The sequence below is a fragment of the Mediterranea sp. An20 genome (assembly GCF_002160055.1).
GTDB classification, from domain to species: domain Bacteria; phylum Bacteroidota; class Bacteroidia; order Bacteroidales; family Bacteroidaceae; genus Bacteroides; species Bacteroides avicola.
The window spans coordinates 48,231-71,951 of record NZ_NFJV01000011.1 but is presented as its reverse complement, the minus strand read 5'-3'; the positions used below and the strand labels follow the sequence as shown (position 1 = coordinate 71,951).

Sequence of the window (23,721 nt, the reverse complement as noted above, 5' to 3'; positions counted from 1 at the left end):
CCTACGGTTGGGCGATGAATCCGTTGGCAATTAGCAACGCATCTATTTCTTTTGGCGAGATATTTTCTCGTTCGGACTTATCGTAAATATAGAGGAGGTTGATGGTGGTCTCGTCTATGCTGGCAATGACGGTGAACGTAATGACCCGTGCTCCACCGCTCTTTCCCTTTCCTTTGGAGGAGATACGCATCCTGACTTTGCGGAGGCCCCTGCCCAAGTCTGTGCCGAGGGCAGGATTTTGCTTGAGGTCATGAAGTAAGGTTTCATAATCATCGGCCAAGGAGGCATAACGCTTCCCTAGCCGTTTGAGTTCTTTGTTAAACGACTTGGAGGCGGTAATCTTACATTCCATGCCGTAACTCTTTAAGAAGTTCTTCCGCCGGTATCATTCTCCCTGCTTTCAGATCTTTCAGCCCTGCGTCAATGCCTGCCAGGATTTCTTCCTTGCTGATATATTCCGTTTCTTCTTCCTTTTGTTCACGGATGTTTTCTTGCAGTTTGTCCAGCAGCCACTCCTGATTGTTGAGCGATAAACTTTGAATGGTTTGCCAAAGGCTGTCTAACGAAATAGTTGCTCTCATTGTTATATCTCCTTTATTGATTGGACTTTGCAAAGATAATGGATTTGTGACCAATATCCAAGTGCATAGGAGAGAAATCACTTGAATAAGCTATATGACACCCCCACATTAAAGAACGGTATTGGCGAGCGGTCCTGTTTCACCACTGGCTCCACCTCGGTCTTTCCTTCCTCATCTTTCACCTTGATGCCCTTTCGGTTCTTCTTATACAGTCCGCTTTTCATTACCATTGACACGCCGGCATGGACGGAAAAGTAGAGACGGTGGTTGAGGATGTACTCATAATGAATCTCAGGTTTCAGCACGGCGTCGGAGTAGTAGGCTGTGGACGGGGCGCCTTCCAGCGTGGTGCGCAGGTAGAAGTTTTCGCTGCTCATCGAGGCTCCGGCTGAGATGCGCTGTTTCTCCAGTTCGTAACGCAAGTAGAACTGGCTGGGCATGGTGATGTCTACGCTGAGGCGCGGATTGCGGAAGCGGTGCCACCACGTGACAACGGGCATGACGGGCATACTGCTGAACAGCGTCCGCGCCATAACGCCCAGGCTGAAGCTGGTGCGCTCGGTATTCTTCAGCAGCATGACGGCAGAAAACGTCCCATCGAACATGCCGAACCCTTTATTCCACCCGTCCACGGACAGCGCGGCCGAGACAATCATGGGTTTGTTGAACAACCCGAAGTAGTACGAGCCGTTCAACCCACCCTCGTAATAGTCGTAGGCAGACTGTTGGAAGACCTCCGACAGCTGCCCGCTCTGCTTGTCGTACACTTCAAACTGGTAGCGGCTGTATGCCAGGTTGGCGTAGAGCGAGACCTTTCTCAACTTCAGCAGCGGAATCATGGTAGAAGCCTTCAGGGTATGCAGGTTTTTCTTCCGCATCTTCTCCACCTCCTGTCCGTCGAGGCTGAACGTGTAGTCGTGCGCCCACTTGGTCTCCCAATAGAGGTTGACCGTACGGTAACGGGAAAAATTCTTCGCCATGAACGTGCGGAAATCACTGGCCAGTGAGTCGCTGATGACTTGTGCATAGCTTGCCATTGCACCGCAAAATATCAGCAGGATTGTCAATACAACACTCTTCTTCATTCTTTCTGTTTTTATCTCCGGACGAAGCCTTTACCACCTATGGACATTGGCATTGCCTTGGCTGGACAGAGCCAAATTCTTCGTTCTTCATTCTTCATTTAAAACGCTTCCGCAAACTGAAACACAAACCCGCCCGTGTCCTTGCCGAAGCCGTAGTCGATACGGATATTCACGTTGTGCTTGAACTCCACACGCAAGCCCAACCCATAGTTGGGCAGCACGTCTTTCATGCGCAGCCCGCTCGGTTTGGGGAATACCGTGCCGCCACCTGCCCACGCTACACAGCCTACACGACCGTAAATGTGCTGGCGTAACTCCATTTGGGCAGACAGTTGGTTGTTGTCGATGTAACGTCCGGCGTAATAGCCACGCATCCGGCTGGTGCCTGCGCCCAATTCTTCGCGCAGTGTCCAGGGCACGTCGTCACCGTTCAACTGGCCGTAGAGGTCGAAGGCAAGGACACCGCCTCGCCAGACAGGCACGAAGGCATCGAAAGTGAGGGTGGTGGCAAAGATGTTCCGGTCGTGGCTGCTCAGCCAATGGGGATAGAACACTTCACGGACAAGGAAGTAGATACCCCGCTTCGGATTGAGGATGAAGTCGCGCGTGTCGTATTGCAGGGATAACCCCACGCCGGTAAAGAAATACGACGAGCGTTGTCCGGCGAGGTATTCCGGACGTGTCAGCCGCGTTGCCCGTGTATAGTTCAAGTTGAGAGCGGCACCCACATGGAAGTCTGGCGTCAGCTTATAGACGTAGTCCGACTCCCAGCGCACCATTTGGCGGCGGTAACCCGACACCGGATTCACCCGGCAGGCATCATACGATACGCCCCAGAAGTCCAGGTTCTTATTCTGGAATTGCAGCCGGTACGACAACCGCGAACGGTTACCCCGGAAGTGGTTGTTGCCCTTCACGGTCAGTGTGTAGAAGCCGTTGACCGAGGCGTTGCCCGACAGGAAGATGTCCGACGGCTGCATCAGCGAGTCCCGCCGGTCTAAGCGGTACAGCCCTATGGCCGCTCCACCGATGCCGAAACTGCCCTCACGCGTATAGCTGGGAGCGATGATGAAACTCAAGTCCATCTGCCGCTCGAAGGTACGGTCTACGTTGCCATGCACCAAGCTGTTCCAATAGCGTTTCAGTCCGCTTGTCCGCGTGGAGTCCGCCTGCGCCGCGAGGGGAAGGGCTATGATGAGTGTTAGAATGCTTAGGATGATGTTTCTTTTATTCATATCTCTGCGGATAAGGATTATTTACCAAAACGATAAGCCACGCCCACGCTGACGGCGTGTGGGTACATCTTGACCGTGTTGCTGTTGGCGTCCAGCAGGTTGGTGACGCTCGCCTTGTACGTGGCATTCAGTTGCAAGCCGCAAGCCAACTCGTAACCTACCTTCACAGCGAAGCCCGTGTTCGAGTCGCGCAGGATGGGCAGACCCGTGTCTGTGTCCTTTTCATACAGGTTGCTTTTCACTCCGTTGCGTTTCAGCGTGGCATCGAAGCCGAACTCCGTGTAAGGACCGAGGCCAACGGTGAACTGTGCCCCGCTCCGCAAGTGGAAGTGATAGAGGGCATGGACGGCAAACTCAGCGCCGACGTACCGGAACTCGCCCGTCTGTCCGTCCCATTCGAAGTCGCTGCGTTTGACGTGAAACAGCAGTGTGCCCTGCACCGAAAAGGCCGGCCGGATACCTAAATCTAGGAAACCGCCCGCAGACACACCCGCCCGCATCCGGCTACAGCCTCCATCTACGCCGGAGTGGAAGAAACCGGAAAGATTACTTTCAAGTACGGGACCGCCCGAAAGCGTAAGACGTTGTTCCGTCTGAGGTGCATCCGCTGTCTGGGCATACACGACCGAAGAAACAGCCAACAGAAAAGCCGTGAGGATAATGGAATATTTCTTCATAAATGTACAGTTTGTATTCGGGTGCAAAAGTAGGCATTGCCCTCATGCACGGAAAGGTCGTTTCTTTGACGGTATTGGACGATTTATCGACTGCGATGTCAAAGGAAATGAGAAATAGGCTATATTTGTGGGCAATATATACAATAGACTCTATAAAATGGAAAACGTAAAACTCCTGAGCCTAAGTGAACGGATAAAGTCTGCACGCCCCGACGCGCTGTGCTTTGAGGACGACTTCTTTCTTTTCGACGTCAATCATCCCACAGTGCCCGACCGCCCGTTCAAAATGGATACCTACGGCTTCTTCCTTTGCTTGGAGGGAAGCACACAAGGAACCATCGACCTGATGCCCTACGAATTGCGTGCCGGCATGATGGCAGTCAACGTGCCGGGGCAACTCATCACCCGCACCTTCGTCAGCAACGACTTCCGCGGAATCAGCCAAGTGATGACGCAACGCTTCGTCGACAGCCTGGGCTTGCCCTATAACTTCAGTCTGGCCATCGGCATACGCGAAAATCCTATCCTTACCCTGAAGCCCGGCGAACTGAATGCCATACGAAACTACTGCGACATGACCCGCAGCCTTCTCGAGAAGAAACGCCCTTACCAGGCGGAGACGCTGCGCCACCTCACTTGCGCCTATGCCTACGGATTGGGCACCTATCTCTATAGCATGGCCGAAAGCCGCCGCTTGTCCAATGACGAGTTGCTGATGCAACGCTTCCTTGCCGAAGTCCGCACGCACTACAAGCAGGAACGCAGGGTTATCTACTACGCCGAACGGCTGCATATCACGACCGGTTACCTTGCTACCCTGGTGCATCGCGTCAGCGGGAAATCACCTTCCGACTGGATAAACGATTTCGTGGTGATGGAGGCCAAAGTGCTGCTGAAGTCCTCTACCTTGACAGTGCAACAGATAGCACACGAACTGAACTTTCCCTCGCAGTCGTTCTTCGGAAAGTACTTCAAACGCTTGGTGGGCCTGTCGCCCAAAGAATACCGGGAGGGGGAAAAGCTACGCTGAAGAAAAAGATAAGGTATAAATTCCATAAGGCGAATGCAAAAGAGAAAGAGAATGAGCAAGAGAAAATGGCTGAAATAAGCGACCAACGGACACCCTCCTACTACCAGACGAAAGACAGGCACAAGAGTTTTCTTTCAGAGGTGAACAGCAGAATGATACGCCCAAGGCAACTGCCCCCAATAAATCAGTAAAAGGATTACAAATCTCCGTGAATTTGTTACGCCCATTCACGCAAACCCCTCCTACCTTTGCATAAAAAAACAGGGAGTTGTCATGAACGGAAAAATAAACAGAAGAGATTTCATCAAAACATCCTTTGTAGCGGGAAGCACATGGCTTGCTTCCACTGCCATTCCCACCCAAGCAATAAATCGGCTGCAAGCTTCAATGGACGGTGCAGACCTTGCCGATGACGGGTTATTGAAGGGTGTGTGCGACATCCATCTACACTGTCACCCGGATTCACGCGAGCGTTCGGTGGACGAATACAGTTTCATGCAAGATGCGATGCGTGCCGGATACCGTGGCGTAATGTTCAAATCCAATGATTTCAGTTGCCACGACAGGGCGTATATCATCAGACAAGCATTGCCGGGCGCAGAGTGCTTCGGTAGTTTCTGCATGAACAAGGTGCATGGAGACAAGGTAAACCCGTTTGCCGCACAGAAAGCCGTTGAAACCAGTGGAGGGCTGTGCCGCTGCATCTGGATGCCGACGTTGGATGCCGCCTATCAATATCAATATGAGAAACGAAAAGGAAAAGGGATTCCCGTATTAGACAATGCCGGCCGGGTGCTTCCGGAAGTAGTGAAGGTAATGGAGATATGTGCCGATGCGAATATCATCTTTGCCACCGGGCATTCATCACCCGAAGAAAGCATTATCCTTGCACGCAAAGCGCAAGAGGTAGGCGTGAAGAAAGTAGTCATTACCCACGCCAATTCATCAATATGGACAATGACTCCCGACCAGATCAGGAGATGCATCGACTTGGGTGCATACATCGAATACTGTTACTTGCCTTGTCTTTGGGGAGAAGGAAGCAAGATGCCTCAATACGAACGGCAAAGTATTGAGAAGTTTACCTCATTGGTCTGCATTGCCCCCACGCGGAGTTTCATCTCCACCGACTTAGGGCAGGCTGTCATGCCGCACCCCATCGAGGGCATGAGGGATTGCATCCTGAAATTGCAGGCAGAAGGCATCCCTCAAAGCGACATTGACTTATTGGTGCGCAGCAATCCTGCATGGCTAATAGGTTTGGATAAATAAGGTAGAACATTCAGAATATGGAAAGACGGGATTTTATCAAAAGTGGGCTTCTTGCCGCAGCCGTAGGAGCCATAAAAGGGCCGAAAGCCATTGCGCAGGAAGCCGAGAATCGAGCGATGAAGGAACAACAGGCAAAAGACATCCTCAACTATAATCCGCAAATGCGATACCGCCCCATGGGACGCACAGGGGTAAACGTGTCGGCATTGGGCTTCGGTTTGCTGCGCCTGCCTATGAAGAACGGGCATGTTGACTTCGACCAGACCACCCCGATGGTGCGCCGTGCCATTGAGGGCGGAGTGAACTACATCGACACGGGGCGTGTCTATCTCGGCGGAGAGAGCGAGCAGGCTGTTGGCAAGGCCCTCGCCGGCGGCTGGCGCGACCGGGTATATGTAACCTCCAAGATGCCGTGGTGGGAGATGCAAAGCGCGGACGATTTCGAGAAGTTCTTCGACCAGTCCCGACGGGCCATCGGCACGGACGTAATAGACTTCTACCATATCCACATGATTATGCACCGGGCCTGGAAAGACTATGTACTGCCCTACAGGCTTATCGAAAAGATGGAGAACCTGAAGGCACAGGGGAAAATACGCTTCATGGGATTCTCGTTCCACGACAGCCTGCAGCTTTTCAAAAAGGTAGTAGAATACACACCGGCATGGGATTTCTGTCTTATCCAGCACAACTATCTGGATTATGAATATGAGGCCGGTGCGCTCGGTCCGAAATATGCTGCTGCCAATGGCATGGGACTGGCTGTCATGAAGCCCGTCCGCACAGGTTTTCTTGCCCATCTGCCGCAAAGCATGAAGGAAGCCCTTGCTTCCACCGGCATCCATAAGCCGGATGCGGAATGGGCGCTGGACTATCTGTGGGATATTCCGGAGGTCAGTGTGGCAGTCAGCGGCATGGGAAGCATGGCTGAGGTGGAAGAAAACTTGAAATATGCAACCAAGGCCCAACCCAATATGCTCACACCTGCCGAACGGGAGGCTTTGGGAGCAGCCATATATGCCTACCGTCATGCACCGGGGCACATCGACTGCACGGGCTGCTACCAGTGCATCCCCTGTCCGCACAATGTGGCCATCGGCTACATTTTCGCCTACGTGTACAACAACTACCTCCTCCACCGAAACAAGGAGCGGGCCATGGCAGACTACACCGTCTCCATGTCGCCTGTGCAGCGTGGCGACCCGGCCTCGTCCTGTGTAAACTGTGGAGAATGTTTAGCCAAATGCCCACAGCATCTGGATATACCGGACTTATTGGCCAAAGTAAAGGAAACGATGGGCAAATAAGCCTCCGGGCGCTCCGGTTCTACGCCGGGACAGGTAAATGTAACACGCCGCACCTCGGTATCCAGACGTCTGCACAGATACGGATGCAGAACGCTTACTTGGAAGGGATGTAAAATTATCGGTTTGAAAACAGCTTATTACATATTACGCTGATAACCAGCATGCTACTTCTAATATATTACTAAGGTGTTGCTTATCGCTTGGCAGTAGGCTGCTTAGCGCTTGGCTACAATTTAAGAAGCCCTTGACAGGGGCTGTCTTATACACACAAGGCCTCAGTACGGAACATGGCGTAAAACATCACTATAAATGAAAGGATTTATGAACAGACTGATTATAACCACTTTCCTGATACTGTCCACTTTTACGGTAACAGTTCAGGCACAACAAAAAGCATTAGACAATCAAACGAAAGTAAATATGGAAAGTAACACTATCAAACTGACAATTGAAGGCGGCAAGACATTCACTGCCACCTTGGTAAACAACTCTTCTACCCAAGCCCTGCTGGAACGGCTCGCCGTAGGCAATGTGACCGTGGAAATGGAAGACTATGCCCAGATGGAAAAAGTCGGATCGCTCGGATTCAGTCTGCCACGCAACGACCGGCAGACTACGACCGGTCCGGGTGACATCATCCTCTATCTGGGGAATCATCTCGTCATTTACTACGACACCAATTCTTGGAATTTCACCCGTATAGGAAAGATTGACAACGCCACGCAGGCAGAACTGAAGGCTGCATTGGGCAAAGGCGATGTAAAGGTAACGCTCTCACTGAAATAAACCAAAGGAAGTGGGAATGAAGAAGCAATGGATTACAGGCCCGCTGCTGGTAGCCCTGGCACTTTCTGCAAAAGCCCAGCAGACGATAGATGTGCACAGCCACATCATCGTACCCGAATAGTGATTATCCTTACCTGCCCGATGCCGTACTGAACGCCAACCTGCAAAGACTGAAACAGACACTCGCCTCCGATAAAGAACTTGTCCAATATGCCGACTTGTTTTTGTGGAAGAATGCCGAACGTCTGTTCATCAGGAATGCAGCCTTTGGCAGTATTCCGACGGAGTGATGCCCTCCTGTTTCTTAAACATTCGGCTGAAATGCTGGGAGTACTCAAAACCGAGACGGTCGGACACTTGGGTGACAGTTTCCCCGGCGGCAAGACAATTCTTGGCAAGCTGGATAACGAAGCGACGGATGTGGTTGCTTGCCGTATCGCCCGTGGTCTTTTTGATGACATCACCAAAGTAATTGGATGACATACAGAGCTTGTCGGCACAATACTGCACAGTGGGCAGGCCGAGGGTCAGTTGAAGTTTATCCTCGAAATAATCGCGAAGCAGATGGTCGAAGCGGACAAGGATGTCTGAGTTTTCTATCTTTCGGGTAACGAACTGGCGGTTGTAGAAACGTTGGCAAAAGTTGAGAGTCAGTTCGATGTAGCTCATGAGGATGGCGTTCTGAAGTCCGTCTGGTTTCTTGTCCAACTCTTCGCGTATCTGGCGGAACAGCGAAACAAGAATATCGTGTTCCTCATCGGTCATGTGCAAAGCTTCGTTCACGCGGTAATCGAAGAAAGAATAATCCCGGATGCGTCTTTCCAGCGGAAATCCGTGCAGCAGGTCGGGATGGAACAGCAACACCCAGCCCGTAATTGCCACCCGCTCGCCGTTGTCCTCCTTGCCGCCCACCTGTCCCGGAGCCACACAAAGCAGCGTGCCTTTGTTGTAATCGTATTTGCCGCAACCGTAGTCGAGTTCCACCTCGGCATCATCCCGCAGGAACAGCCCGTACACGCTATAATTGTTCAGACTGTGGCGGATGGGTGACACCTCGGCATAATCTATGACGCTGACCAGCGGATGCCGCTCGGCACATCCGAGGTAACGGCCATAGTCATTGACATTCCTAACTTTCAGAATCTTGCTCATCGTTCTCTCCATTAAACCGATACAAAGATAAAGCATTTAACGGACAATGACTTATGCGGATACGCAAATTCTGTAAAAATGGTACAGTTTGCCTACGTATGGTTACAAAAGACTCCATCGTTCCGGTGTAACTTTGCATCAGATAAAACAAGAAGATAATGGAACAGAAAACAGAATTACCAGAAGAGCTGTACGCGGACGAGGCGGTGTGCTTCATAGCAGACCGTTACAGCGTCACACCACAACAGCTTTTGCATTATTTCCTTTCCGGGAAGACTTCCACCGAAGTCTTGAAACTGCCGGTTCAGACTACCATACCGTTGAAATCCAATGAAATAGAAATACTGAAAGGACTGTATGAAGCCGTCAAAGATTAAACTGAATGAGATATAAAATCAAGATAAGTTATCAATCAGATTTAATTGATGTGAAACACAGAGACACAAAGTTCCGTAATGTTCTGTCGAAGAAACGACTCTGTGTTTAGTATCACTCAAATCTTACACATTTACTTAACAATGAAAAAGAATATCGGAAATGTATTGGCTTTGTACCCCACCCCTGCCGTGGTAGTGGGTACGGAAGTGAAAGGAAAAGTGAATTGGTTGCTTGTCGCCCATGTGGGCATCATCGGGCACGACCAAATCATGCTCAGTATGTTCAAGAAACACTACACCAATGAAGGGGTGAAGCAGTCGGGCAAAGTGTCCGTCAATATGGTGAACGAGGCGATGCTGGAACGTGCCGACTATGTGGGTTGTACAAGCGGTGCCAAGACAGACAAGTCGGATGTGTTCGTGTTCCATCGGGGCGAAGCCGGAACACCCGTCATCGACGAAAGTCCGCTGGTCATGGAATGCGAAGTAGTGGACAACTACGAAACGGAGACTTTCGACAATTTCATCTGCAAGATAACGAATACCTACGTAGACGAAGACTGCCTGAACGGGAAAGGGAAGCCCGATTATGACAAGCTGAAACCGGTGCTCTTTGAGATGCCGAACTATACCTATCTGCGCACAGGCGAAACCATCGGTAAATGCACCTCTTTCGGGAAAGAATACAGAAAGGAGAAATAAGAGATGAAAACAAGAACATTAGGAAAAGACGGACTGAAAGTATCAGCCGTGGGGCTGGGCTGTATGGGATTCACGCAAAGCTATCCACCTTATCCCGACCGCAAGGATGCAATAGAGACCTTACGTAGGGCGGTGGATTTGGGCATTACATTCTTCGATACCGCCGAAGTTTACAGTTACGGCAAGAATGAAGACTTGATAGGCGAAGCCCTGCAGCCGGTGCGTGACAAGGTAGTCATTGCCACCAAATTCGGCTACGACTTGTCAGAAATGCCCGACCTTACCACATCGGCACGTCCCGTATCGCTTTCCAGCCGCCCGGAAACTATCCGCAAGGCAGTAGAAGGTTCGCTGCGTCGTCTGCGCACCGACCACATCGACTTGTATTATCAGCACCGTGTAGACCCGAATGTGCCTATCGAAACCGTGGCAGAGACAATAGGCGAACTGATTAAAGAAGGCAAAGTGCTGCATTGGGGACTGTCCGAAGCCGCCCCCTCCACCGTCCGCCGGGCACATGCCGTATGCCCGCTGACCGCCGTGCAGTGCGAATACTCCTTGTGGTACCGGAACCCTGAAGCCGAGATGCTGCCCACGCTGGAAGAATTAGGCATCGGCTTTGTGCCCTTCAGCCCGTTGGGCAAAGCGATGCTGACAGGCCGTTTCGACCGTGACACCAAGTTCGACAAGACCGACTTCCGCTCTGCCATCCCTCGCTTCCAGGGCGACAATCTGAAGCACAATATGGAATTGGTGGATTATGTGAAAGCATTGGCTAAGCAAAAGGGAACCACCCCGGCACGCATCGCCATTGGCTGGCTGCTGGCACAGAAACCGTGGATTGTACCTATTCCTGGAACAAAACGCATCGAACGTATCGAGGAAAACATGGGTGGAGCGGACATCTGTTTCACGACCGAAGAACTTGCCGACATCCGTCACCACCTGGACAGCCTTGAAATCTTGGGCGGGCGCTATCCTGAAGATCAGGAGAAAATGACCGGACTTTAACCAGATGACCTGATGGAACGACGAGAATTTCTGCGTAAGTCTGTATGGACCGCCCTGGGCTCTGCCATCGCAGGCACGGGGTTAATGCAGGCTTTCAACCATATCAGCAATGACAAATCAAAAACGAACAAGATGAAAATAGTAGTATTGACCGGAAGCCCCCGCAAAAACGGGAACTCCACGTATCTGGCAGAACAGTTTATAAAAGGAGCGGAAGAGCAAGGGCACGAAGTGTTCCGTTTCGACTGCGCTTTTAACCAAGTAGAGCCGTGCCGCGCCTGCAACCGTTGCGGCATGAACGGACCTTGTATATTCCAAGATGATTTCCTGAAGCTCCGTCCGCATCTTATTGAAGCCGATATGGTAGTATTCGCCACACCGATGTATTACTTCGGCATCTCGGCGCAGATGAAACGGGTGATAGACCGCTTCTATGCCATCAACGGTCAGATAAAGGGAGCACCGAAGAAAGCAGCTTTCCTGATGACCTACGCCGACACCTCCCGTACAGAAGCGGAGCCAATGCTGGTGCATTACCATACGCTGATGGATTATCTCGGCTGGACAAGCGTGGGCGAAGTAGTGGCTTCGGGAGTATGGACAGCAGGAAGTGTCCGCAATACAGATTATCCGCAACAGGCCTATCGGATGGGCAAGAGTTTATAAGCCAATGATCAGACAAATGAAAAAAGCAATCGGAATAATCGCCATCATACTGGCAGGCAGTCTGTCTGCTATGGCACAGACAACCCATAATATGGATAGAATTGAAGTATGTAAACAGAATTATCATACCCTGTTTGGCGGTGAAGCCCTTACCGGACAGGGAACAGACCCGGAGATGATGGATATCCTCCAGAAGTTTATCTTCGGCGAAGTGTTTCAAACCGGGGAACTTACCCTGAAGCAACGCGAAATGATTACCTGCATCACCCTGGCTACGATGCAGACCCTCCCGCAGCTGAAAGCCCATGCCGGAGCTGCACTCAACGTGGGCGTCACTCCTGAAGAACTACGCGAGGTGATATATCTCACTGCTCCGTTCATCGGCTTCCCCAAGATGTTAAATGCCGTGGGCACGGTGAATGAAGTATTTAAGGAACGGGGAATTTCCCTGCCGTTGGAAAAACAGGGCATGGTGACGGAAGAAACCCGCCACGAGACAGGCAAGACCATTCAGGACACGCTCTATCCCGGAGGCATATCGGGGGTTATGGCAGGCATTCCCGGCAATCTGGGAGAGGACGTAGAACAGTTTCTCACGGATTATTTCTTTGGCGAAATCTACAGTCGCGGGGCGCTCGACCTGAAAACGCGCGAACTGCTCGGATATTGTGTACTGACAACCTTGGAGGCCGAAAGCCAGCTACAGTCACACTATTACGGCAACATCAATGCGGGCAACACCCCTGAAGTGCTGACCGCCGCAGTCATCCAGTGCCTGCCCTATATCGGTTTCCCTGCTGCCATCAAAGCGTTGCGCATCATCAAACAGGCGTACACAGGAAGCGTCCCTGCCGAGAACAACCTGGTGCGCCTCTCAAAGATTACCGTCGACCCTACCCAGTTGAAAGCTTACAACGCTTGTCTGAAAGAAGAGATTGAAGCCTCCCTGCGGATTGAACCGGGCGTACTCACTCTTTATGCCGTGGCCGAAAAGGAGGTACCCAACAAGATTACTATTCTCGAAATCTATGCCGACCGTACCGCATACGAGAACCACCTGAAAACACCTCACTTCCGGAAATACAAGCAAGACACGCTGAAGATGGTCGAAAATCTGGAGCTGATAGATACCACTCCGCTTATCCCGGGATTAAAAATCAAATAAGCAAAAGGCTGCTTTGAATTTATTCCGGCAATATCCTGAAAAAACAAATTCGGCCTTCCCCTCTTTTCTTATAAGGAGCATAGCAGGCTATGTGACGGCATAAGAAAAGAGGAAAAGACCGAAAAAGACTTCAGAAAAGCCGAATAACCTTTTAAAGGAGTAAATTCAATGCAGCTTCTCAGTCCCGTTTGAAAATATCCCTCGTATAAACCCTATCTTTCACATCATCCAGGCAGGTATCATACCGGTTGGCGATAATCGCCTGGCTCAACCGCTTGAACTCGGCGAGGTCATTCACTATTTTACTGCCAAAGAATGTGCTGCCGTCCGGCAGGGTAGGTTCATAGATAATTACCTCCGCCCCTTTTGCCTTGATACGTTTCATCACCCCTTGTATGCTCGACTGGCGGAAATTATCACTGTTCGACTTCATGGTCAGCCGGTACACGCCAATGACACAATGCCGCTCATCACGCGGATTGAAATCACCCCGGTTATAATAATCATAATATCCCGCCTTATGAAGCACACGGTCGGCAATAAAATCCTTACGCGTACGGTTGCTTTCTACAATGGCTTGTATCAGATTTTCGGGCACATCGGCATAATTGGCCAGCAGCTGCTTGGTATCCTTGGGCAGGCAATAGCCCCCATAGCCGAATGAAGGATTGTTGTAGTGGGTACCGATGCGGGGGTCCAAACAAACGCCGTTGATAATGTCCTGGGAATTCAGTCCCTTCATCTCGGCGTAGGTATCCAGCTCGTTGAAATAAGAGACGCGCAAAGCCAAATAGGTATTGGCAAAGAGTTTCACTGCTTCTGCCTCCGTCAGCCCCATAAACAGCGTGTCAATATGCTCCTTGACAGCTCCTTCCTGCAACAAAGCGGCAAACACGTGGGCTGCTTCGTCCAAACGTGCATCCCCTTCCGGACGACCTACAATGATACGGCTGGGGTAGAGGTTGTCGTATAAGGCTTTGCTTTCACGCAGGAATTCCGGAGAGAAAATAACATTGTCCGTGCCTATTTTCTGACGGATGCTTTCTGTATATCCCACAGGGACAGTGCTCTTGACAACCATAATGGCATTCGGATTGACACTTTTCACCAGTGCAATCACCTCTTCCACATGGCTCGTATCGAAATAGTTTTTTACAGGGTCATAGTTCGTAGGAGCAGCTATGACTACAAAATCTGCATCACTGTAAGCCTTTGCCCCGTCTAATGTGGCGGTTAAATTCAGTTTCTTTTCACGCAGATACAAATCAATGTATTCATCCTGAATGGGCGACTTACGCCGGTTGATCAAATCCACCTTCTCCGGAATCACATCTACGGCGGTTACCTGGTGATGCTGGCTTAACAGGACAGCCATACTTAGTCCCACATAACCGGTACCGGCCACAGCTATTTTCAGATCTGTCATTTCCATAAACAAGTTTATACGTTCTTTAGTTATTTAAGTTTCTTGAATATCCGCAAAGCTACTATTCAGTGACAAGCTACTAGCTACGAGCTACGAGTAAGATTGCCTGTAAGGCTCAGGGCGAGTATGCTTGTAGCCCGTAACCGATAGCTCGTAGCTCGTAACTCGTAGCTGAATAAGACTTTCAGCCTGAGCATGAAACAGATAGAGACAAACTCTTGCGCTTCTTTACAGTCAAGATGACCCTTGAAGAGATTATCCCTTTGCTCCCGGAGGCTAAAGTTACGGAAAATAATCGTATGACAGATGATTTTTGCCAGAAATTTACGGGTCTGTTCTTTTTTTTGCCTGCCCGGCCTTGACAGGTTAACGGCTGTTTCCCTCCCTTCTATAGTTCCCATATTTATATTAATGTACTAATGAAAAAATAGAAGTCGTTTAATTAATTTGCGTCCTCTGAAGGTCAGGTGTGCATAAAGACGGCATTTCTTAATAAGCTCTTCACGGAAAACGGCTAAGCGCTAAGCAGCCCGCTTCCAATCGCTAAGCAGCGAGCTTGTTGTATATAAGAACCAGACTGCTGATTATCAATTAAATGCCCAAATAGGGCACATAACGGTCAGAAAATTTAAATCACCCCATAGCATAAAACCAATAACAAGAAGAATTATCAGAAGTTGTTTTGAAGAGCGAAACATTTTCCCGGAAAACAGTTCTACCTCACAAAGCATCAGAACCCGCCCAGAAGTGTAAACGAACCTTACATGCCCGCCCATATAACTAAAAAGAGTTAATAAAATACAGATTTCTACCCGAAAGTATTGCAGCGTAACAGAAAAGCCTTACCTTTGCACTGTGTTTTTCATGGTATTAGATTTAAGGTTAACAAAGATTGGGTGTCTGGGATAGATACCCTTCTTTTTTTATATACCCCTTTCTCCGTTTTTTATCCGTTTTTTGCCCGCTCTCTTGTTTTTCTTGCACTAACATCGTACATTTGCATCATAGAGCAGATACACTCCGTGCCTCTGTAACTATATGTTTAACGAAACTAAATTAGGGCCGGTTGGCTTATCCATTAAAAACATACCTATATGAATATAAAGACAAGACTTACGGCCATGCAGTTCCTGCAATTCTTCACATGGGGCGCATGGCTCATTTCGCTGGGCGGCTATATGGGCAGCACCTTGCACTTTGAAGGTGGACAGATTGGCGCCATTTTTGCCACTATGGGCATAGCAGCCCTTTTCATGCCCGGACTGACAGGCATCATAGCCGACAAATGGGTAAACGCCGAACGCCTGTACGGATTGCTGCACCTCGTCGGAGCAGGAGCCTTGTTCTATGCCTCTACCGCCACCACCTACCAACAAATGTACATAGCCATGCTGCTCAACATGCTGGCTTATATGCCCACCTTGTCGCTCGCCAATACTGTATCTTACAACGCCTTGGAGAAATACCGGATGGACTTGGTAAAAGACTTCCCCCCCATCCGCGTATGGGGAACGGTGGGCTTCATCTGCGCCATGTGGGTGGTAGACCTTACCGGATTCAAGCACAGCGCCTCACAACTGTACGTAGCCGCTACGGCTGCCTTGGTGCTGGGGCTGTATGCCTTCACGCTGCCCCCCTGTCCACCGGAACGGAGCGAGAAGAAGACGTGGCTTTCGGCTTTCGGGCTGGATGCCTTGGTGCTGTTCAAGCAAAAAAAGATGGCAATCTTCTTCCTCTTTTCCATGCTGCTGGGCGCCGCGTTGCAAATCACCAACACCTACGGCGACCTTTTCCTAAGTTCTTTCGCTTCCATTCCGGAATATGCCGATTCCTTCGGCGTCAAGCACTCTGTCATCCTGCTCTCCATCTCCCAAATGAGCGAAACACTGTTTATCCTAGCCATTCCGTTTTTCCTGAAACACTTCGGCATCAAACGTGTCATGCTCATCAGCATGTTTGCCTGGGTGCTGCGCTTCGGTCTGTTCGGGCTGGGTAATCCGGGCGACGGACTATGGATGCTCATTCTGTCGATGATTGTCTACGGCATGGCTTTCGACTTCTTCAACGTATCCGGTTCGCTCTACACGGAAATGGAAGCCCATGCCGGTATCCGCGCCAGCGCCCAGGGACTTTTCTTCATGATGACCAATGGTGTCGGAGCCTTTGTGGGAGGCTATGCCAGCGGCGCGGTGGTAGACATGTTCTCTGTCTACGCCGAAGGTGGCGGACTGGTGAGCCGCGAATGGACTCCCATCTGGATGATATTTGCAGCATACGCCTTGATAATTGGCATATTGTTTGCAGGAGTGTTCCGATACAAACATACACCGGAAAAAACGAAAGGAGACCATGAATAGAAAAAAAATAGAACTACAGGTATCAAGCCTCGTCAGCAGCCGCGCCCAAGCAGGTGCATACGCACTGATTCTAAACGAAACAGATGGTGAGCGTACCCTGCCCATCATCATCGGCAACTCGGAAGCACAGGCCATTGCGCTTGAACTGAAAGGCATGACTCCACCCCGGCCGCTGACCCACGAGCTGTTTGCATCCGTACTCGAAGCATTGGGTGTCAAACTATTGCGCGTGCTCATCTACAAAGTGGAAGAAGGCGTTTTCTATGCTTACCTCTACCTGCGCTCAGGCGAAATGATTCTACGGATAGACTCCCGCACCAGTGATGCCATAGCCTTGGCCCTGCGGATGGGCGTCTCCATATTCATCTATGAGGATGTGCTGGATGCGGCATGCATCCAGCCGAACTTCGACGAACTGCCGCAGGAAAAAATAGAAGAAAATGCCAAAAAGAAGTCGCTGCATTCGTTGAAGGAAGCTCTGCAAAAAGCCATCGAGACAGAAGACTATGAACAGGCAGCCCACCTGCGCGACCAGATTAACCAGCTAAAAGCATCTTAACTACCAACCATTCACCACTATGCACATATTTTATACGCCAGACATACAGACAAGCAACGAACTACCCGCGGAAGAAGCAGCACACGCCCTACGCGTGTTGCGCCTGCAGCCGGGTGACCCAGTGACTCTGACTGACGGTACCGGCCATTTCTACCAGGCACGCATCGCCCTGGTGGCACACAAACGCTGCCTGGTGGATATACTGGAAGCTGAGCTGCAGGAACCGCTGTGGACAGGGCACCTGCACATAGCCATGGCTCCCACCAAAAACATGGACCGCACGGAATGGTTTGCCGAGAAAGCCACCGAAATAGGCATGGACGAACTGACTTTCCTCAACTGCCGCTATTCGGAACGGAAAGTCATCAAGACCGACCGCATCCAGAAAATCCTGGTATCGGCCATCAAACAATCGCTGAAGGCACGCCTGCCCAAGCTAAACGAAATGACAGATTTCAAAGACTTCATTGCGCAACCGTTTAACGGGCAAAAATTCATCGCCCACTGCCATGAGGGAGAAAAACCGCTGCTGATAGACCGGGTACGCAAAGGTGAAGATGCCCTGGTGCTTATCGGTCCGGAAGGAGACTTCAGCGAAGAAGAAGTGCAACTGGCCCTGAAGGCAGGTTTTATTCCGGTCAGCTTGGGAAAGTCGCGCCTGCGTACGGAAACGGCTGCCTTGGTGGCGTGCCACATCCTGAATTTGCAAAACCAATAAATAGACTACAGATATGAAAAAGATGTTGTTTCCCGCACTGGCCGCCCTGCTGCTGATAACCGGTGCCTGTACACAAAAAAGCGAATACACGAACTCGCTCCCGGCAGACATAGAAGCACTTGTCGCCCTCCAACCTGCTACACTGGCCGAGAAAGCCGGAGCGGGTGATAAAGAGAACCAAGCCCTGCTGCAAAACCTGAAAGATGCCCTGAAGAAAGAGATGGATGCCGCCACCTACGAATATGCCGAGCAACTGCTGGACAATCCTGGCAAGGCAGGCATTGACTTGGAGTCGCCCCTTTATCTGTTTACCAGCAAGACCCTGCCGCAAGGTGCTTTGGTGGCGCGGGTAGCAGACAAGAACAGCGTGGAAAACTTGGTCGGTAACCTGCAAAAAGAAGGCATCATCTCCCAATCCGGCGAAGCCGAAGGCTACACGCTGGCCGAAGGTAAACTGACCATGGCCTACAATGCCTCCACCCTGTTTGTACTGGGGCAGCAGCCCACGCCTGCCCTGCAAGACAGTCTGCAGGCATGGATGAGCCAGGGTGCGGAGCAAAGCTTCAGCCAGGCGCCGGAGTTCATACAGATGCAGGCGCAGAAAGGAGACATCAAACTCCTGTACCCGTATGGCGGACTGTTGGCCGAGTACCAAAAATTCATGGGAAATCCGATGCTCAAGAACAAAGACTTCCTGAAAGACCTGCAAATCACTGCGGGACTTTCTTTTGAGAAAGGACGCATCGACTTGTCCGCAACTCCCTATACGGACAACGAAGAAGCCAAAGCACTCATGGAAAAGCAGGCACAGGCAGCACGCCCCATCAAGAACACATATATAGACTATTTCCCCCAATCGACTCTCTTCCTGATAAGCAGCGGCATGGACGGCTCCGCCTCTTATGACATACTGATGGCGAATACGTCGCTGGGCGAAGAACTCTCTGCCAAAGATGCAGAGTACATCAAGAGACTGTTCGGCATGTTCCAGGACGACTTCACCTTAGGACTGGTGAACCTGACCCTGAACCGTCTACCCTCGCTGCTCGCCTATGCTTCCGTGAATGATGCCTCTCCGCTGAAGGAGCTGGCCGACAATGCATTCCTGAAAAAACAACTGGGCCGTGGCAGCAGCATCGTGGAACTGGAAGCTGACCAGTACGTGCTTCGCACCCGCCAGTTCAACCTGTTCTTCGGCGTGCGCGACGGCAATTTCTATGCCACCAACGACGAAACACTCTACAAAGACATCCTGAAAAAGTGCGACCCTTCGGCAGCCAAGACCTCCTTTGCCTCGGAGATGAAAGGCAAGAAAGCCTCTTGTGTGCTCAATGTGGAAGCAATCTGCCAGTTGCCCATTGTCAAGATGCTGGCAGGATTCGGAGGAAGTAAAAATGCCGTCTACTTTGCCGCCCTCGACAATATCTCGTACCTGAAAGGCGAAAGCGACGGACAGACAGCTCTCATAAGCCTGCAAATGAAAGACCAGAACAGCAATGCCTTGAAGCAACTGGCCGAACTGTGCAAGGCCGCCTTACAATAAGCCAACCGCCCATGAACGAAATCCGTTTACAGCAGGTACTCCCGCAGGTATTCAGAGGACAGGACAACATTTCATCGGACGTGTGGCACAAGGATCTCACGTTCCGCAAAGGTGAATATTGCCTGATAGAGGCAGCGTCCGGCACGGGCAAATCATCGCTGTGCAGCTTCCTCTACGGATACCGGAAAGATTATGAAGGCATCATTACCTTCGACGGACGGAACATCCGTTCAATGACTGCCGCCGAATGGACAGAATGCCGCAGCCGGATGCTCAGCCTGCAGTTTCAGGAGCTACGTCTGTTTCCCGAACTGACAGCCCTGGAAAATGTCTGGCTGAAGAACCGGCTGACAGGCCGACGCAGCCGGAAAGAAATCCGCCACCTGTTTGAAACGACCGGACTGGCAGACAAAGCAGAAGAGAAAGCCGGACGACTGTCGTTCGGACAACAGCAGCGGGTGGCTTTCATCCGCTGCCTCTGCCAACCTGCCGACTTCATCCTGCTGGACGAACCGGTGAGCCACTTAGACGATGAAAACGCATCTATCCTGGCACGCCTGCTGGCAGAAGAAGCCGCAGGCGCCGGCATCATTGTCACTTCCATCGGGCGGCGCCTGCCCATGGACTATCAGCGCATCCTGAAACTATAATTCCCTTTTCCCGATGAACAAACTGGTTTGGAAGCTGCTGCGGCAGCACATCAGCCCCGGACAACTGACGGGCTTCTTCTTTGCCAACCTGTTGGGTATGGCTATTGTACTGCTTGGCATTCAAGCTTATTGCGACATACATCCCGTCTTTACCCGCGGTGACAGTTTTCTGAAAAAAGACTACCTTATCGCCACCAAAGAAGTCAGTACATTGGGCAACCTGCTGGGAAACAGTACCACTTTCTCCACAGACGAAATATCCGACCTGCAAAAGCAGGCATTCACTCAAAAAGTCGGCTGCTTCACCCCTGCCCTGTTCGATGTTTCAGCCAGCATGGGACTGGAAAATACAGGCATCCATCTGTCTACAGAAATGTTCTTCGAAGCGGTGCCCGACGAATTCATCGATACCGACCTCAGCCAGTGGCATGCCGATGAAGCAGGAGGCGACTTGCCCATCATCATCCCGCGCAACTACCTCAACCTCTACAACTTCGGATTTGCACAAAGCCGGGGACTTCCCAAACTGTCCGAAGGACTGACCGGCATCCTGCGGATGAACGTCACCTTACGCGGCAACGGACGCAGTGAGACCTACCGGGGACATATTGTAGGATTCTCCAACCGCCTGAACACCATCCTGGTGCCGCAAGCCTTTCTGGAAGCAGCCAACCGGCGTCTGGCACCGGGCAGCCAGGCACATCCCTCCCGCCTCATCGTAGAAGTAAAGAACCCGACCGACAGCCGCATTGCCACTTATTTCGAACAGCATCACTACCAGACGGAAAGCAATGGGCTGGACGATGGAAAAGCCGGCTATTTCCTGCGTCTGCTCACAGGCATCGTATTGGCCGTGGGCACCGTCATCTGCCTGCTGTCGTTTTACCTGCTCTCGCTAAGCATCTTCCTGCTGGTGCAGAAAAACGCCTCCAAGTTAGAGAACCTGCTCCTACTGGGGTACAGCCCCAGCCAAGTGGCACTGCCCTACCAACTGCTGGCAGCGGGATTGAATGCGGTCAGCCTGCTGGCGGCTATCGGTTGTGTAGCAGGACTGCGCACAGTCTATATGGACAGTGTGCGCCTGATATTCCCGCAACTGGAAAACTCCGCGATGCTTCCCTGCCTGCTGACCGGCGCTCTGCTGTTTGTGCTGACTGCCGTGCTCGACACGTGGCTGATACGCCGGAAAGTCCGCCGGCTCTAACAGGCCCTGACAGAGTGGCACTCCTATTTATTGAATATTTATTTTGCAAATATACAATTATTACGTATCTTTGCGGCGTCAAGAATACGCCAAAGATGAAACAGAACACGTACACATATCTCTCTACCGGCTACACAGGCGCCTATGGTTGTCTGTGCAGGTGTGCATTGGTGCACGTGCATTGGTTCAGCGGTTTCATCTGACCTCCCTCCCGTCTTCCTTCCCATTCCGACGGGGGTACACCATAGAACAATGACCGGGATGACAGAATGACATGTCCCCTATTCCGGTGTCCCTCCTGTCCATCCGGCGAAAACCGCCGGAAAGAGACTTATTGCCCTTACACCCACAACCTAAAAACGAAACCATTATGTTCAGCATCATACTGACCTTAGTGGCAGGCGGCATATTGGGCTACCTGCTGCGCCGCGCATCTTTCGTGCGTCAACTCGAAAAGAGCACCGCACTCACCGTCTGCCTGCTGCTCTTTGTGTTGGGATTGTCCATCGGCTCCAACCACCTTATTATCGACAACTTAGCTCGTTTCGGATGGCAAGCGGCACTTTTGGCCGTAGCCGGCACGGCAGGCAGCATTGCCGCGGCTTCGCTGGCACTACGCCTATATACCAAGAACAGAAAGGAGGAAAAGAAATGAAACAGAACCTGATTGTCATTGCGTTTTTCGCAGTAGGCTGCCTGGCAGGCCTGCTGGGTGAAGTGAAAATCGACACACACCAAGTGTCGCTGTGTGTGCTCTATGCCCTCATGTTCCAGGTCGGGCTGGGCATGGGCAGCAACAAGGAACTGAAACAACTGTTAGGCTCACTGAACCTGCGCATGCTGCTGGTACCTGCCGCCACGGTGTGCGGCACCCTGGTTTTCTCTGCCGCAGCCGCCCTGCTGTTGAGTCGCTGGAGCGTGACCGAATGTCTGGCTGTAGGCAGCGGATTCGCCTACTATTCGCTGTCGTCCATCCTCATCACCCAGCTCAAAGAAGCCTCTATCGGCTTACAGGCCGCCACAGAACTGGGCACCATCGCCCTGCTGACCAACATCTTCCGCGAAATGACCGCCCTTTTCGGCGCACCGCTCATCCGAAGATACTTCGGACAATTAGCTCCCATCTCGGCTGCGGGGGTCAATTCGATGGACGTACTGCTTCCTGCCATCACCCGCCATTCCGGCAAGGAAATGATACCGGTAGCTATCTTCCACGGACTGCTCATCGACCTGAGCGTGCCGTTCTTCGTATCGTTTTTCTGCAAATTCTAAAAAAGAGAGGAACCTGCCAACACAAGCACACATAGCAAGAACAACGTGCGAAAGTGAAGGATTGGCAAACCCTAACTAACGGAAAGCTGCGCTGATAAAGGAGTTGGCGTACGGGCATAAAAAAAGGGCTCCGCTGAGCCCAACCTTTGTTAACCTTAAATCTAATACCATGAAAAACACAGTGCAAAGGTACGGACTTTTTTGATACCTGCAAATTATTTGGGAAGAAAAATATGCTTTAAAACATAATTTAAGAAAACAAGCCGATTTTACAGGCTATACAAAACTTCTTTCACACTTTTACACGCTGCTTAGAGCCAGTACAAATTTTTCTCTAACCCTACTTAGAGCCTGTTTAAATTTTCCTCTTTTAGATTTATATTCAGCTTCTTTTGAGCCTCTTTCCGGTCTCTTTTCCCGGCATACTTCGTCACGTAGCCCGCTACGTTCCTCAGTACACCGGAAAAATATCCTCGGAAACAGTACTCAAAATAAAGCTGAGCAAAATTTAAACAAGCTCTTAGAGTCTGGCCGAGCAAAAATGAAACGGAAACTAAAACCTCTCTTAGCAGACAGGCATTCCAGCCATTTCCATCAACGGTGGATATTCTTCCGTTACCCTGCATGCTACAGCCTCCTAAACCACTCTTACAGAAGGCCCGACTGACAAGGTATAAGAAACGTACTCCCAAAGTATAAGGAATGGGGTGCCAAGGTATAAGGAATGGAGTGCCAAAGTATAAACAATTCCGACCCCAAAGGCTACTTGTCGCCGGAAACAGGAAACGTACGGGCATAAAAAAAGGGCTCCGCTGAGCCCAACCTTTGTTAACCTTAAATCTAATACCATGAAAAACACAGTGCAAAGGTACGGACTTTTTCGATACCTGCAAATAAAACGGGAAGAAAAATATGCTTTAAAACATATTTTAATAGAATCCGAAGT

24 protein-coding genes and 1 pseudogene are annotated in these 23,721 nt (G+C 50.9%); 18 read left to right on the top strand and 7 right to left on the bottom strand.

The window, feature by feature from the left end:
• Window position 1: 1 nt before the first annotated feature.
• The 5 genes from B5F34_RS08135 to B5F34_RS08115 form a co-directional block, all read right to left on the bottom strand.
• Window positions 2-352, bottom strand: a complete 351-nt coding sequence (locus B5F34_RS08135; RefSeq protein ID WP_087337143.1) for a type II toxin-antitoxin system RelE/ParE family toxin — start codon at window positions 350-352, stop codon at window positions 2-4.
• Window positions 342-581, bottom strand: a complete 240-nt coding sequence (locus B5F34_RS08130; RefSeq protein WP_087337139.1) for a surface protein — start codon at window positions 579-581, stop codon at window positions 342-344. Before B5F34_RS08130 ends, B5F34_RS08135 begins: the two co-directional genes overlap by 11 nt.
• Window positions 582-658: 77 nt before the next feature.
• Entirely contained in the window at window positions 659-1,666 is a 1,008-nt protein-coding gene (locus tag B5F34_RS08125) for a DUF6268 family outer membrane beta-barrel protein (protein WP_087337136.1), read from the bottom strand.
• A gap of 98 nt (window positions 1,667-1,764) precedes the next feature.
• Window positions 1,765-2,901, bottom strand: a complete 1,137-nt coding sequence (locus B5F34_RS08120) for a BamA/TamA family outer membrane protein (protein ID WP_087337133.1) — start codon at window positions 2,899-2,901, stop codon at window positions 1,765-1,767.
• Window positions 2,902-2,918: 17 nt separating this feature from the next.
• Entirely contained in the window at window positions 2,919-3,578 is a 660-nt protein-coding gene (locus B5F34_RS08115) for an outer membrane beta-barrel protein (protein WP_087337130.1), read from the bottom strand.
• A gap of 157 nt (window positions 3,579-3,735) precedes the next feature.
• On the opposite strand from B5F34_RS08115, the gene B5F34_RS08110 reads away from it, so the two are divergent.
• The 5 genes from B5F34_RS08110 to B5F34_RS17550 all read left to right on the top strand — a co-directional run bounded on the left by B5F34_RS08110 (window position 3,736) and on the right by B5F34_RS17550 (window position 8,263).
• A complete protein-coding gene (locus B5F34_RS08110) occupies window positions 3,736-4,608 on the top strand; it encodes a helix-turn-helix domain-containing protein (protein ID WP_087337124.1) in 873 nt (290 codons plus the stop codon).
• 273 nt (window positions 4,609-4,881) lie between these two features.
• Window positions 4,882-5,880, top strand: a complete 999-nt coding sequence (locus tag B5F34_RS08105) for a DUF6282 family protein (RefSeq protein WP_087337122.1) — start codon at window positions 4,882-4,884, stop codon at window positions 5,878-5,880.
• A gap of 17 nt (window positions 5,881-5,897) precedes the next feature.
• Window positions 5,898-7,187, top strand: coding sequence for an aldo/keto reductase (locus tag B5F34_RS08100; RefSeq protein ID WP_087337118.1), 1,290 nt, complete (start codon window positions 5,898-5,900; stop codon window positions 7,185-7,187).
• Window positions 7,188-7,607: 420 nt separating this feature from the next.
• Window positions 7,608-7,973 carry a cyclophilin-like fold protein gene (locus B5F34_RS08095; RefSeq protein WP_239448873.1) on the top strand — a complete coding sequence of 122 codons (366 nt, stop codon included), beginning with the start codon at window positions 7,608-7,610 and terminating at the stop codon, window positions 7,971-7,973.
• A gap of 89 nt (window positions 7,974-8,062) precedes the next feature.
• Window positions 8,063-8,263, top strand: coding sequence for a hypothetical protein (locus tag B5F34_RS17550; RefSeq protein ID WP_087337115.1), 201 nt, complete (start codon window positions 8,063-8,065; stop codon window positions 8,261-8,263).
• Here B5F34_RS17550 and B5F34_RS08085 read toward each other — a convergent pair.
• Window positions 8,226-9,125, bottom strand: a complete 900-nt coding sequence (locus B5F34_RS08085; protein ID WP_087337112.1) for a helix-turn-helix domain-containing protein — start codon at window positions 9,123-9,125, stop codon at window positions 8,226-8,228. The two genes, B5F34_RS17550 and B5F34_RS08085, sit on opposite strands and share 38 nt — an antisense overlap.
• A gap of 158 nt (window positions 9,126-9,283) precedes the next feature.
• Between B5F34_RS08085 and B5F34_RS08080 the strand changes: the two genes are divergently transcribed.
• The 5 genes and pseudogenes from B5F34_RS08080 (at window position 9,284) to B5F34_RS08060 (ending at window position 13,046) form a co-directional block, all read left to right on the top strand.
• The gene (locus B5F34_RS08080; RefSeq protein ID WP_087337109.1) at window positions 9,284-9,502 is read left to right on the top strand and encodes a hypothetical protein; all 219 of its coding nucleotides are present in this window, start codon (window positions 9,284-9,286) and stop codon (window positions 9,500-9,502) included.
• A gap of 78 nt (window positions 9,503-9,580) precedes the next feature.
• Window positions 9,581-10,174, top strand: a pseudogene (locus tag B5F34_RS08075) (flavin reductase family protein); the annotation flags it as partial.
• A 33-nt stretch (window positions 10,175-10,207) separates the two neighbouring features.
• Window positions 10,208-11,215 (top strand): aldo/keto reductase, encoded by a 1,008-nt coding sequence (locus B5F34_RS08070; protein WP_087337103.1) that lies wholly within the window; start codon window positions 10,208-10,210, stop codon window positions 11,213-11,215.
• 12 nt (window positions 11,216-11,227) lie between these two features.
• Window positions 11,228-11,881, top strand: coding sequence for a flavodoxin family protein (locus B5F34_RS08065; RefSeq protein ID WP_239448871.1), 654 nt, complete (start codon window positions 11,228-11,230; stop codon window positions 11,879-11,881).
• A 16-nt stretch (window positions 11,882-11,897) separates the two neighbouring features.
• The gene (locus B5F34_RS08060; protein WP_087337268.1) at window positions 11,898-13,046 is read left to right on the top strand and encodes a carboxymuconolactone decarboxylase family protein; all 1,149 of its coding nucleotides are present in this window, start codon (window positions 11,898-11,900) and stop codon (window positions 13,044-13,046) included.
• A gap of 178 nt (window positions 13,047-13,224) precedes the next feature.
• Here B5F34_RS08060 and B5F34_RS08055 read toward each other — a convergent pair whose 3' ends face one another.
• Window positions 13,225-14,478: a nucleotide sugar dehydrogenase gene (locus B5F34_RS08055; protein WP_087337100.1), complete on the bottom strand. Its 1,254-nt coding sequence runs from the start codon at window positions 14,476-14,478 to the stop codon at window positions 13,225-13,227.
• Window positions 14,479-15,566: 1,088 nt separating this feature from the next.
• Here B5F34_RS08055 and B5F34_RS08045 point away from each other — a divergent pair.
• From B5F34_RS08045 to B5F34_RS08010, 8 genes are all read left to right on the top strand, one after another.
• Window positions 15,567-16,829: a nucleoside permease gene (locus tag B5F34_RS08045; protein WP_087337095.1), complete on the top strand. Its 1,263-nt coding sequence runs from the start codon at window positions 15,567-15,569 to the stop codon at window positions 16,827-16,829.
• Complete coding sequence (locus B5F34_RS08040; protein ID WP_087337091.1) at window positions 16,822-17,388, top strand: bifunctional nuclease family protein; 567 nt, start codon at window positions 16,822-16,824, stop codon at window positions 17,386-17,388. Before B5F34_RS08045 ends, B5F34_RS08040 begins: the two co-directional genes overlap by 8 nt.
• 19 nt (window positions 17,389-17,407) lie before the next feature.
• On the top strand, window positions 17,408-18,106 hold the full coding sequence (locus B5F34_RS08035) for a 16S rRNA (uracil(1498)-N(3))-methyltransferase (RefSeq protein WP_087337088.1): 699 nt from the start codon (window positions 17,408-17,410) through the stop codon (window positions 18,104-18,106).
• A 13-nt stretch (window positions 18,107-18,119) separates the two neighbouring features.
• Window positions 18,120-19,649, top strand: a complete 1,530-nt coding sequence (locus B5F34_RS08030) for a DUF4836 family protein (RefSeq protein WP_087337085.1) — start codon at window positions 18,120-18,122, stop codon at window positions 19,647-19,649.
• 11 nt (window positions 19,650-19,660) lie between these two features.
• Window positions 19,661-20,299: an ATP-binding cassette domain-containing protein gene (locus B5F34_RS08025; protein WP_087337082.1), complete on the top strand. Its 639-nt coding sequence runs from the start codon at window positions 19,661-19,663 to the stop codon at window positions 20,297-20,299.
• 13 nt (window positions 20,300-20,312) lie between these two features.
• Window positions 20,313-21,503: a hypothetical protein gene (locus B5F34_RS08020; protein ID WP_087337079.1), complete on the top strand. Its 1,191-nt coding sequence runs from the start codon at window positions 20,313-20,315 to the stop codon at window positions 21,501-21,503.
• 370 nt (window positions 21,504-21,873) lie between these two features.
• Window positions 21,874-22,158, top strand: coding sequence for a LysO family transporter (locus tag B5F34_RS08015; RefSeq protein WP_087337076.1), 285 nt, complete (start codon window positions 21,874-21,876; stop codon window positions 22,156-22,158).
• Complete coding sequence (locus B5F34_RS08010; RefSeq protein ID WP_087337073.1) at window positions 22,155-22,775, top strand: lysine exporter LysO family protein; 621 nt, start codon at window positions 22,155-22,157, stop codon at window positions 22,773-22,775. The genes B5F34_RS08015 and B5F34_RS08010 overlap by 4 nt, the downstream gene beginning before the upstream one ends.
• Window positions 22,776-23,721 lie beyond the last annotated feature (946 nt).